Source organism: Aurantimonas marianensis (assembly GCF_024195285.1).
Taxonomy (GTDB): Bacteria; Pseudomonadota; Alphaproteobacteria; order Rhizobiales; family Rhizobiaceae; genus Aurantimonas; species Aurantimonas marianensis.
In genome coordinates this window covers 1-11,797 of sequence record NZ_JALHBS010000002.1, presented here as the reverse complement: position 1 = coordinate 11,797, position 11,797 = coordinate 1, and the positions used below count along the sequence as shown (strand labels likewise).

General features: G+C 66.6%; 11 protein-coding genes. 2 read left to right on the top strand and 9 right to left on the bottom strand.

Annotation, left to right across the window (positions count from 1 at the left end):
* Positions 1-29: 29 nt before the first annotated feature.
* From MJ956_RS00415 to MJ956_RS00380, 8 genes are all read right to left on the bottom strand, one after another.
* Entirely contained in the window at positions 30-2,249 is a 2,220-nt protein-coding gene (locus MJ956_RS00415; protein ID WP_253962508.1) for a xanthine dehydrogenase family protein molybdopterin-binding subunit, read from the bottom strand.
* Positions 2,246-3,238: an FAD binding domain-containing protein gene (locus MJ956_RS00410; RefSeq protein ID WP_253962507.1), complete on the bottom strand. Its 993-nt coding sequence runs from the start codon at positions 3,236-3,238 to the stop codon at positions 2,246-2,248. Before MJ956_RS00410 ends, MJ956_RS00415 begins: the two co-directional genes overlap by 4 nt.
* Positions 3,235-3,765, bottom strand: a complete 531-nt coding sequence (locus MJ956_RS00405; RefSeq protein ID WP_253962506.1) for a 2Fe-2S iron-sulfur cluster-binding protein — start codon at positions 3,763-3,765, stop codon at positions 3,235-3,237. Before MJ956_RS00405 ends, MJ956_RS00410 begins: the two co-directional genes overlap by 4 nt.
* Positions 3,766-3,881: 116 nt before the next feature.
* On the bottom strand, positions 3,882-4,487 hold the full coding sequence (locus tag MJ956_RS00400; RefSeq protein WP_253962505.1) for a DUF447 domain-containing protein: 606 nt from the start codon (positions 4,485-4,487) through the stop codon (positions 3,882-3,884).
* 37 nt (positions 4,488-4,524) lie between these two features.
* The gene (locus MJ956_RS00395; protein WP_253962504.1) at positions 4,525-5,925 is read right to left on the bottom strand and encodes a DUF6513 domain-containing protein; all 1,401 of its coding nucleotides are present in this window, start codon (positions 5,923-5,925) and stop codon (positions 4,525-4,527) included.
* 83 nt (positions 5,926-6,008) lie between these two features.
* Positions 6,009-6,650: an amino acid kinase family protein gene (locus tag MJ956_RS00390; protein ID WP_253962503.1), complete on the bottom strand. Its 642-nt coding sequence runs from the start codon at positions 6,648-6,650 to the stop codon at positions 6,009-6,011.
* A 197-nt stretch (positions 6,651-6,847) separates the two neighbouring features.
* Positions 6,848-7,915: a (5-formylfuran-3-yl)methyl phosphate synthase gene (locus MJ956_RS00385; RefSeq protein ID WP_253962502.1), complete on the bottom strand. Its 1,068-nt coding sequence runs from the start codon at positions 7,913-7,915 to the stop codon at positions 6,848-6,850.
* A complete protein-coding gene (locus MJ956_RS00380) occupies positions 7,912-8,340 on the bottom strand; it encodes a DUF3280 domain-containing protein (RefSeq protein ID WP_253962501.1) in 429 nt (142 codons plus the stop codon). Before MJ956_RS00380 ends, MJ956_RS00385 begins: the two co-directional genes overlap by 4 nt.
* Positions 8,341-8,630: 290 nt before the next feature.
* Here MJ956_RS00380 and MJ956_RS00375 point away from each other — a divergent pair, with 290 nt between their 5' ends.
* Positions 8,631-9,857, top strand: a complete 1,227-nt coding sequence (locus tag MJ956_RS00375) for an ABC transporter substrate-binding protein (protein WP_423724764.1) — start codon at positions 8,631-8,633, stop codon at positions 9,855-9,857.
* On the top strand, positions 9,854-10,525 hold the full coding sequence (locus MJ956_RS00370) for a class I SAM-dependent methyltransferase (RefSeq protein WP_253962499.1): 672 nt from the start codon (positions 9,854-9,856) through the stop codon (positions 10,523-10,525). The genes MJ956_RS00375 and MJ956_RS00370 overlap by 4 nt, the downstream gene beginning before the upstream one ends.
* Before the next feature lie 99 nt (positions 10,526-10,624).
* Here the strand turns inward: MJ956_RS00370 and MJ956_RS00365 are convergent.
* Positions 10,625-11,797, bottom strand: a 1,173-nt coding sequence (locus tag MJ956_RS00365; RefSeq protein ID WP_253962498.1) for a putative bifunctional diguanylate cyclase/phosphodiesterase, incomplete at its 5' end; no start/stop codon positions are given.

Genomic DNA, 11,797 nt, shown 5'->3' with positions numbered 1-11,797 from the left:
GGGACTATCGCCTGCCCCATTGCATCCGCTTACCCCGCAGGGAGATCGGCGGACATTCCGGCCAGCACCTTGTCCAAGGTTGCCGGATAGTCGCGGACGCGAACGCCGCAGGCGTTGTAGATCGCGTTGTTGATGGCCGCCGCCGAACCGCAGATGCTCAGCTCGCCGATGCCCTTGGCGCCGAGCGGATTGGCCCAGGGGTCGCGCTCTTCCAGGAAATGCACCTCCTGCTGCGGCACGTCCGCATTCACCGGAAGATGGTATTCCGCGAAGTCGCGATTGACGATGTGGCCGTCACGGGGATCGGGAACGAGATCCTCGGTCAGCGCCATACCGATGCCGAAGGTCATGCCGCCCAGGCACTGGGAGCGAGCTGTCTTCTCGTTGAGAATCCGCCCCGCGGCAAAGACCCCGAGCATCCGCCGCACTCGCGTTTCGCCGGTCACGGCGTTGACGGCTACCTCGGCGAAATGCGAGCCGAACGTGGACTGGCGCACCGCCTTGCTAGTCTTGCCGGGCTCGACATGGCCCTCTGCCACAAGGCTTTCCCCGTCGAGCAGTTCGGCCAGCGGCACCGCCCGGTTGCCGGCGATGGCGCGCCCGTCCTTCAGTGTCAGATCGTCCTCGGCGCAGTCGAACCGGGCGCAAATCTGACGACGCAGTTCCTCGCAGGCGAGAAACACCGAAGTGCCGCTCGACATCGCCCCCCAGGAGCCACCGGAGCCGGACGCCGGCGGCAGCTCGGTGTCGCCGAGGATCGTCGTGACATTGTCGACCGGCAGGCCGAGCATCTCGGCGGCAATCTGGGTGAGGATGGCATAGGTGCCGGTACCGATGTCGGTCATGTCCGTCTCGACCTTGGCGGTACCGTCGGGATCGAGCCGCACTCGCGCCTCGCTTTCGGCCAACATGTTGACCCGCACGGCCGACGCCATGCCCATGCCGATCAGCCACTCGCCCTCGCGCCGGCTGCCGGGCTCCGTCTGGCGATTGTCCCACCCGAAACGGCGCGCGCCTTCCTTCAGCGCTTCCGCAAGCGTGTGCGACGAGAACGGGATGTCCTTTTCGGGATCGCGATCGGGAATGTTCCGCAGCCGCAACTCCACCGGATCAAGGCCCGTGGCGACCGCCAACTCGTCCATCGCCGTCTCAATGATGGTCACCCCCACTGCCTCGCCCGGCGCGCGCACGGAGCCCGCACAGGTCCGGTTCAGCCGCGCGATCTGGTGCACGATGCGCCGGTTCTCGCCGCGGTAGAGAAAATGCGTCGCCTGCGCCACGGGCTCGGAGAACACTTCGTCGGGCAGATTCGAGACCAGGCTTTCATGCGAAATCCCCGTCAGCCGACCGTCGGCGTCGGCGGCAAGGCGGACGCGCTGGCGCGTTTCCGAGCGACGCATCGTCGTCTCGAACACCTGCTGGCGGGTGAGCGCCACCGACACGGGACGTCCGACCTCCTTGGCGCCAAGCGCCGCGGCGACCGCCTCCGGGGCGATGCCGAGCTTCGACCCGAAGCCGCCGCCGACATAGGGCGACAGAATGCGCACTTTCTCGGGCTCGATGCCCAGCGAGTCGGCCAGCTCATTGCGGTTGTATTTCAGCATCTGGTAGCTGCCACGTAGAAGCAGTGTGTCGCCGTCCCAGACCGCGACCGAGGCGTGCGGTTCCATCGCGGCGCTGTTGTGGCTTGGCGTGCGGTAAATCTCGTCCACGGTGAACGCTGCCTCGGCCATGGCGCGGTCAAGATCGCCTTGCTCGAGCTGCTTCTTCTTCGGCGTCTCCAGCGAGACGCCTTCGGCTTCGGCGTCGATCACCGGGTCGGCGCCCGTCTCCAGCGTCAGCTTGAGCGCCTGCGCGCCGTGTCGGGCCTGCTCGAATGTCTCGGCAACGACGAGCGCGACCGGCTGGCCGAAATAGGCAATGTCGGACGCACCCTGGACCGGCGCTTCGTCAGCGGTGCCCTGGGCCGGATTACGCAGGAACTTGTCGCCGGTCAGGACCGCGAGGACGCCCGGCATCGCCGTAACCGCCTCCGTATCCATGCCGCTCAGCCTGCCGCGGGCGATCGTCGCGCGTACCAGCACGCCGTGCGCCATGCCCTCCGGATGCCATTCATGCGCGTAGGGCGCCCGGCCGGAGACCTTGAGCGGCCCCTCGGGGCGGTCGAGCGGCTGGCCGATCACACCCTGAACCATATCGTCCAAACGGTGACGGCGATCGACCTCGTCCATCTTCAAATATGCGCTCATGCGGCGTCTCCTGTCGCGGTGGCCTCGGCGAGCACCGCCTTGAGCGTGCTGCGGGCCAGCGGTATCTTGAAGTCGTTGTGGCCATGGCCCTTCGCATCGCGAAGCAACGCGTCGGCGGCTCGGTCGAACAACGCCTCCGACGGGGCCTCCGCCTGGAGCAGCTTCTCGACTTCGAGATTGCGCCAGGGCATCGGCGCGAGGCCGCCGAAGGCGAGCGAAGCCTCGCCGATCCGCCCCCCATCCATGCGCACGATCGCGGCGACCGAGACCAGCGCGAAAGCATACGAGGCGCGATCGCGCACCTTGCGGTAGAGATGGCAGCCGCCCACGGGTTTGGGCAACACCACGGCGGTGATCAATTCGCCGGGTTCAAGCGTGGTCTCCACCTGCGGCGTGTCGCCGGGCAAGCGATAAAAGGCGCCGAGCGGCAGGGTGCGGGTGGCGCCGCCGGGTGCCTCCAGATTCACCTCGGCGCCAAGCGCGCGCATTGCCACCGCCATGTCGCTCGGATGCGTGGCGATGCAGCGTTCGCTGGCGCCGAGGATCGCATGGATGCGGTTGAAGCCGCCGATCGCGCCGCAGCCGGAGCCCGGCTCGCGCTTGTTGCATGGTGTGGCAGTGTCATAGAAATAGTTGCAGCGCGTCCGCTGCAGGAGATTGCCACCGGTGGTGGCCTTGTTGCGGAGCTGCCCACTTGCCCCCGCGAGCAGTGCCCGCGACAGTACCGCGTAGTCCCGCCGCACGCGGGGATCGGCCGCCAGGTCGCTGTTGGTGACGAGGGCGCCGATGCGCAATCCGCCGTCATCCGTCACGGTGATCCCGTCAAGATCCAGTCGGTTGATGTCGACGACCTTGGCGGGCGCCATGACCTCGAGTTTCATCAGGTCGAGGAGGTTGGTGCCCCCGGCGATGAAGGCGGCGTCTCCACCGGCTGCCGCGTGCGTCGCGCCGCCGGTCTGTTCCGCCCGAATGTAGTCGAAAGGTTTCATTCGCCCGCCTCCGAATGGACGTGGCGGATGGCGTCGACAATATTCGGGTAGCAGGAGCATCGGCACAGATTACCGCTCATCCGCTCCGAGATTTCCGCGTCGGTCAGGTCCGGCGCGTTTTCAACGCCGTTGCTGACATGGCTCGGCCATCCGTCCTTCACCTCGTCGAGCATGCCGACAGCGGAGACGATCTGCCCCGGCGTGCAATAGCCGCACTGGAAACCGTCGTGATGCAGGAAGCTTTCCTGCATGGGATGCAGATTCCCGGGAGCACCGAGGCCTTCGATGGTCGTGATCTCGTCCCCTTCGTGCATGACGGCGAGCGTCAGACAGGAGTTGACCCGGCGGCCGTTGACAAGGACGGTGCAGGCGCCGCACTGGCCATGGTCGCATCCCTTCTTGGTACCGGTCAGTTCGAGGTGGTTGCGCAACGCATCGAGCAGTGTCGTCCGGACATCGATGTCGAGTCGATGCTCGGCACCGTTGATGGTGAGTTGGATCACGATTGTTCCCTTCGGTTTCGTCATCCGCCGCCGGCTGAAAGGAGCTTGAGGCTGGAATGGTTCGAAATCAGAAGGGTTAACTAGATAGCGGCGGAAAGGTTCGCGCCACTGCGGCGTTACGCCGCCGTGCCATGCCGTTCTCAGTCTCGATCCGCGGTTGATCGGACAGCCGGTCCCGTTCGCTCCAGCTCCGCCAAGTGATCGATCACCTTCTCCAACAGCCAATACCACGCCTGTTCCTCGTCGGGGCCGGCGGTCTTGTCGATCGCAATCTTCAAGTAAGCGATCTCGTCCTCGATCTTCTCGGCCGGCAGCATATGGAGCCGGCTGACCAGGATCGCCGCCTCCAGCACCGCGGCCTTGGCCCGGTTCATCCCCTGGAACGGCCGGTGCTGACCGGAGGCCGCGACCCGGCAGGTAAAGCGCGGCCGCTGCGCGTCCGGCGTGACGGTGACGACTTCCAGAACGTCATGGGCGAGCGCCGCCTCGAGCCGCGGCACGTTGCAGCCCTCGATCGACGTCAGCGGCCAGTCCTTGCGCCCGGTCAGGCAGCCGGCGAAGATCTTGGCCTCGTCGGTATAGTTGACGACGGCGACTCCGGTCGCCTCCAGATTGACCAGCGTCGTCGAGGGGCGGAATGGCGCGACCACCCAGCCTTCGCCGTCCTGGATAATCCCGAGCGGCGCGATGTGACCCTCGCCCGAAGCGGAGCAGGTGGTCAGGATGGTCTCGCGGATATAGGGCATCGCTCTCTCTTGATGGAAGCCGCAGGGCGATCCGCCGCTACGATGATGGCGTCTTCGCCTTTAACGTGTGCCCCGCCGCTTCGAGCCTCGTCCGGTCCTCCTCGCGCGGCGGCGCGGCGACGCCGAAATCGAGCGATCCGTCTTGGGCGTAGCGCTTGCCGAGCCGCCAGGCGATCTCCGCCTTCTGCAACTCGGCGCCGAGATAGAAGGCGTGGCCGGTGTCGCCCTCGACCGCGATCTTCGGGAAAAGCTCGAACGCGTCGGTTGCGATGAAATGGCCGTCGCGATTGTAAAGGTGGATGCCGTCCTCGGCGATCTCGATCCGGTAGTTGCGGTCCCTGATCGCCGCCGCCTGCTCGGCAAGCTCCTCCGGCGTCGATGCGAAAGGCTTGACGTCGTGCACCTGCAATAGCGCCTTCGAGTATCCGCGTGGCAGCGCGCCATCCTCGCGGGCAGCGAAGAGCATCCGCCTTGCCGCGTCATGCTCGGCGATCGTCGCCCGCGTGTGGGGACTGACATGGACGACGAGAAGGTTGCGAATCTGGAGCTCCGAGCAGACGCCCAGCAGCATTGCCGTGACACCGGACGTGTCGGCGTCGGTCAGTTCGGTGAGATTGCCGGTGCCCATCAGGATCTCGACGTCCGGAAAGGCCTGACGAAGGCGATGATAGCGGACCAGCGAGTCGGCGAAGCCGAAATGGATCGGATCGAGGATCGGGTCGGCAATAAAGGCGATGCCCATTTCCCGCGCGCCGGCGACCGCCCGTTCCAGCGAGCCGAAATCCCGCGGTTTCGCCGGCACGAGAATCGGCACCGCTTCCCCCTCCCCGGCGATCGCCAGCGTCGCCTCGGTCAGGGACAGGAGGAAGTCGGCCCCCGCACGGTTGCCCCGGGCAAGCTCGTTCGAATCGGCGGAATCGACGCTGACACGGTGACCCTCGCCCTTCAGCGCCCGCACCGCGTCTTCCAGGTGGGCAAAGGGCGTTTCGGGCAGGCAGCCGAGGTCGATGACGTCGGCGCCGGCCGCCCGCATCGCCTCTGCCCGCCGGACGATCTCGTCGACGGTCAGTGCCGAGGCATCGACGATTTCGGCGAAGATGCGCATGTCGTGCCGCGACAGATCCGGCGGCGCGCCCTTGCGGCCGAGAAAGGCGGGCAAATCCGCCAGCTCATCCGGCCCGCGCACGAAAGGGACCCCGAAATGTTGCGAGAGGTGGTCGATATCCGCCCGGCAGCGGCCGGGCAGGATGACGCGATCCGCTACCACCGGCTGTTCCAGCCGCCGCGCGATGATCTCGCCGGTGGCAAGCGCCGCGACCTTGACGCCGATGTCGGCGATCGCCCAGTCGAATTCGGTCGCTCCGAGCCCTTGCAGCAGGCGTTCGAGACGGGGCCGCGCCAGATGTCCGGTCAGAAAGAGCAGCTTTTCCGTCGCCATGACCGGCTATGTCGACCATTCCGGAGTGGTTGCAAAGCCGCCGGGCGGGCGGAGCGCCAAGCCCGGATCGCCGCGACTTCGTCTCACCCGGCGTTTGCCGCAACGAGCGCGCGTCGTCGCATGACCGGATGCCCCGGAATCTGGCCCTCGGCGAGGCGCAGCCCGGCGAGCGACAGGTCGGCGGGCCCCGCGACATAGACCTGCGTCGACGGGTGAAGAAGATCGGTGAAGCTTTCGTCGACGATCTGCGCCCCGGCGAGGGCGTCGATCGTGGCGTTTTCCGGCAGATCGATCTGCTTGCATAGGCAAAGCCGCGCCCCGGGCAGTCGTCCCGCCAGCCAGGCGGCGAGGCTGTCGGAAGTCACACTCCAGTCCCTGGCGATCTCGGGCGCTGAAAGGACCAGATGGCGTGGCATCCAGACCGGAATGTGTCCGCGCTCAAGGGCCGCCAGGATCGCGGCTTCGTCCGTCGCCTTCACCATCCGCTTGCCGAGAGAGGCGAGCGCGCAGCCGCACTGTTCCATGGCCAGGATCGCCATCTCGTGCGCCGCCTCGTCGCCGTATCCCATGCGCGGCTGGTAACGCCGCACGGCATTGGCGAATGGCCCGCCGCCCGGCACCACGACGATCGGTAATCGCGCCTGCTCGATCGCCGCGACCCAGCGGGAAAGGTCGGATGACGCGGCGCAACTCCCGCCGAACTTGACGACCAGAATATCCTTCATGCTTTGCCCACCTGCCCTTCGGATGCGTCTCTCCCCGAGATGCGAGGCCGGCCGGCCTTGCGTCTCATTCTCACCGGCAGCCTTGTTCGGCGGCTCGAATTATCCGCGGGAGCCAGGTGGCGCCCAGCGGTTGACGATCAGCAAACGACGCTTCGCGGCCGCTGTAAAGTGCTGATTTTGCATGGCCGCTTTCTAGCCTACGGGGCGGAAGCCGCGCGCCCTCGCGTGACCGCGATCCCGACCGCCGCCGGGCCGAGCTCGAGCTTCTCGACCCGCACCGTCACTTCGCGGACCCGAGCGTCGGCGAGCACGGTGTCGGCGAGTTCCAGCGCCAGCGTCTCGACAAGGTCCGTGTGCCCCCGCTCCGCAAGGCTGCGGATCGCGTCGATAATCACGTCGTAGGAATAGATCTCGGCCATCGTCCGCACGCCCGCGACGATCGGGTCGATCTCGGCTTCGACGGAAAATCGCACCTGTTGCGCGCGGCCGCGCTCGTGGCCATAGGCGCCGATTTCCATCGGCAAGGTGAAGTCGCGCACGAATATAAGGTCGCCGCGCCCCGCCGCCGGCACGGAGTGTGAGTTGGACGCCGTCTCCGCCGGGATCAGCGCGCGGATCGCCCGCACCGCACCGAGATCGACCGGCCCGTCCCGCGGCCCCGCCGTCAGGGCGCCGCGAAAGCCGAGATAGTCGGGTTCAAGCACCGCGAGCCGCGGCACATCGGGCGGCTCCAGCGATCCGGCGAGCCCGGTCAGCAGCCCGAGGTTTCTCGCGGTCGCCACGAAATCCCCTAATGCGGCCAACGACAGCTGCTTGAGCAGCCGGCCGCTGGATTTGCCGATCGTGTCGATCATCGCGCCGGCAAATCCGGCCTCGGCCAGCACCGGCAACAGCGTGAAGTCCGGATCGCCATCGGCGAAGAACACCGCGATCAGCCGGGTACGGGACGCTGGCTCCCGCAACGCCGCGATCACCGCGAGCCTCTCCTCGCGGCTCGCCGGAAACAGGCCGATCTTCACATAGTCGGCCGCCCGCCGTGCCTCGACAGCGCGCCTGACGACGTCCGGCTGCATCGGCAGGTCGCCGGCCACCGCCGAGACCGGCCGCCGGCCGGCGACGGCCCGCAGCGTCGCCTCGAGAACCGATGGCGACACCGCGCCGAGTGCGCCACGCGACGGGTCCTTCAGGTCGACGAAATCGGCGCCGCCTTCGATGACGATCTCGGCCTCCTCGGGGCCGGTGACGCTGGCCAGCAGGCGGATCAAGGCGCCGCCTCGAACTGTCTTTTCAGGACGTTCTTCCACAGATAGGCGATCCCCCGCCGCCAGCTTTCGTCGGTGTTGGAGCGGATGTCGGCGCTGCCGCGCGCGATCGCCTGCCCGCTCTTCACGTCGAAGGCATAGGCGTTGATGTTGAGTATGAGGTTCGACACCTTCTGGACGGTACCGGTGACGGCGATGTCGGCGCCGAGCGTCTTGGCGAAGCTCAGCGCGCAATTGCCGCAGCTTTCCAGATTCTGCGCCAGCGCCTTGTCGCGCACCGGCGCGATGTCGACGCTGGCATAGCCTTCGAGCTTATCGATATCCTCTCGCAACGCCGGCGCCATGGTTTCAAGCCGCACCTGCTCGTCCGGGTTCTTTCCGATCATCGAACCTTCGAGGGACGAATCGATCAGTTCGAAATCGAACACGGCAACAGTCTTTTCCGCCGCGAAGGCGGGAGTGGCCAGAAGCAGTGCCAGGACAACGGGAAAAAATCGCGCTTGTCTCGGGATGCCGGGTCCGTAACACATGAGAGCTCTCGTCCGTCCAAGATGCGGCGCCCAACCACAGGGGCGATTCATAGCCGCTGAAGGGTGGAGCGCAAACGCTAATTTGCGAGGGTCGGCCACCGGAGCCGACGTCGATACGGGAGGAACCGACCTTGTCGAAGAGAACCGCAGACCGCTTGCGGCGGGCCCTTTACGGGACCGCGATGCTCATGCTCCTGACGACCGGAGCGCCCGCACAGACCGCAACCGCCCCCGCGCCAGCCGCCGCCGCGACCGCCCCCGCGCCAGCCGCCGCCGCGACCGCCCAGCCCGCGGCGCAGACGGTGAAGATCGGCTTCCTGCGCAGCTACGAGCGTACCCTCGCCCTGTCTGCCCTCGACATTCCGCCGGCCGACATCGGCCTTGCCGGCGCGACGGTGGCGATCGCCGACAACAACACCACCGGCTCCTTCATGGGCCAGGACTTCACCCTCGACGTGACCACCCTCGCCCCCGGCGACGACGTGACCCAGCCGGCGCAAGACATGCTCGCGAGCGGTATCCACTACATCGTCACCGATCTGTCGCCGGAGGATACGCTGACAGTGGCCGATCTCGCCAAGGCGCAGAACGCCCTTGTCCTCAATGCCGGCGCGACCGACGACCGGCTGCGCGGCGAGGGCTGCCGCGCCAACCTGCTGCACACTGCTCCCTCGCGCGCGATGCTGACCGATGGTCTCGCGCAATACCTCATGTGGAAGCAGTGGCGGAACTGGGCGCTGGTCGAGGGCGACCACGAAAACGACCGGCTTTTCGCCGCGGCGCTGAAGCGCTCCGCCAAGAAATTCGGCGGCAAGATCGTCGCGGAAAAGATCTTCGAGGACAAGGGCGGCGCCCGCGCCACCGATTCCGGCCAGGCGCTGGTGCAGCGCCAGATCCCGGTGTTCCTGCAGGATCTGCCCGAGCACGACGTCCTCCTGGTTGCCGACGAGAGCGAGGTGTTCGGCACCTATGTGCCCTGGCGCACCTGGCTGCCGCGCCCGGTCGCCGGCACCGCCGGTCTGGTACCCGGCTCCTGGCATCCGGCCAGCGAGCAATGGGGCGGCGCGCAGATCCAGAACCGCTTCCAGGATGTCGCCGGCCGCCGCATGGAATCGAAGGACATGCAGGTCTGGACGGCGATAAGGGTGATCGGCGAGGCCGCATCGCGCACCGGGTCGGCCGACCCGGCGACGATCGACGCCTTCATCAAGGGGCCGGATTTCACCGTCGCCGCCTTCAAGGGCCAGCGGCTGACGTTTCGCGACTGGGACTGGCAATTGCGCCAGCCGGTGCTCTTGGGCACCGAAGCCTCGGTGGTCTCCGCCTCGCCGCAGGAGGGCTTTTTGCACCGGATCTCCGAACTCGACACGCTCGGCGTCGACAGGCCGGAGACGGCATGCGACATGGGGGAATGACCCGAAAGACCGCCGCCTCCTCCGCGACTGGCAGCACGCGTCCCGCCGCCGGATTCTGGGACAGAAACGCGGCCCGCTACGCCCGGCGCCCGATCGCCGATGAGGCCACCTACCGGACCAAGCTGCGGATTACCCGCGACTATCTGCAGCCCGACATGGAGGTTCTGGAGCTCGGTTGCGGTACCGGCTCGACGGCGATCGCCCACGCCCCTTACGTCAGTCACATCCGGGCGACCGACATTTCCCCGAACATGATCGCCATCGCCCGCGAGAGAGCCAAGGAGGGCGGCGTCGCGAACGTCTCGTTCGAATGCGCGGCGATCGAGGACATTGCCGCCCCCGAGGAAAGCTTCGACGCGATCCTCGCCCTCAACCTCCTGCATCTCGTGGAGGACAGGGACGGCGTCATCGCCAGGGTCGCGGCCCTCCTGAAGCCGGGCGGCGCCTTCGTCACCAGCACCGCATGTCTGGCGGACGGGATGAAATGGTTCAAGCTGGTGGCACCGATCGGCCGGCTTTTCGGCGTCTTCCCCCTCGTCAGGGTCTTCGGCAAGGCGGATCTCGAAGCCAGCCTGAAGCGGCACGGCTTCACCATCGCCCACGACTGGCAGCCGACAAAGAACCCGGTGGTCTTCCTCGTCGCGGTGAAGGCTAGTGGCGCCACCTGAGCCACTCGCCATGCTGTGGTGGACCGGGCGCGGCAGACAGGACCCTTCGGGCCACGCACCGGTGGACGAGCATCCACCCTCGATCCACCGGTTCGAGTCTCAGGCTGTTTCGGCTCGTTGCGAACGCGCTGGCCGAGCGTCCTCCTCGATCGTCACCTGCCGCATGGCCTCCGCCGTCAATCTTGCGAGGAGGGCGGGGATTTCGTCGGCGGGTCTGGCCGGGCTGAAATGGTAGCCCTGAACTTCCGAGCAGCCTTGCAGCCTCAGATAGTCGAGCTGTTCACGGCTCTCCACGCCCTCCGCCGTGGTCGCCATGCCGAGATTTCTCGCCAGCTCGGTGATCGCCTTGATGATCGCGCCACTTCCGCGATTCGCCGGAATTTCGTCGATGAAGCTCTTGTCGATCTTGATCTTGTCGAAGGGAAAGCTGCGAAGATATCCCAGGCTGGAATAACCGGTGCCGAAATCATCCATGACGATGTGCGCGCCGAGGCGGCGCAAGTCGCCCAGGATCTGCAAATTCGCCTCGCTGTCGTTCAAAAGGACGGATTCGGTGATCTCCAATTCCAGCCGACCGGCATCGAGACCCGCCTGGTTCAGTGACTCGGCCACCACGGAGACGTGGTTACGGTCCCCGAATTGCAACGGCGACAGATTGACAGCGACCCTGATGTCCCGCGGCCACTCCGCGGCCGCGCGACAGGCTTGCCGGATCACCCACCCTCCCAGCCGGCCGATGAGGCCGGCCTCCTCGGCCACCGGAATGAATTCGTTTGGCGGGATGGAGCCGTGCAACGGGTGGTTCCACCGCAACAGGGATTCAAAGGCGACCACACGCCCGGAGGCGACGTCCATGATCGGTTGGAAATGCAGCGTGAACTGCTCGTCCTGAATTGCCTGGCGCAAATCCATCTCAAGTTGGCGCCGGCGTATCATGGCCGAGTCCATGCCCTGCTCGAAAAAGCGGAAGACCCCGCGCCCCTCGGCCTTCGCGCGATAAAGCGCCATATCGGCGTTCCGGACGATATCTTCCGGAGTCGTGGTCGCCTCGGTGCCGCGCGCGATGCCGATGCTTATGCCCACGGTGACATGGTGACCATCCAGATCGAACGGCTCCGCCATCGCGTCGATGATGTGCTGGGCCAGTCGCTCCAGCTCGGCCCGATCTCCCGCATCGGGAATGATGAGGGCGAATTCGTCGCCGCTGAGACGGCCCACGATCCCTCTGCCGGCAACGGTCCGGGTCAGTCGTTTCGACATCGTCTTCAAGAG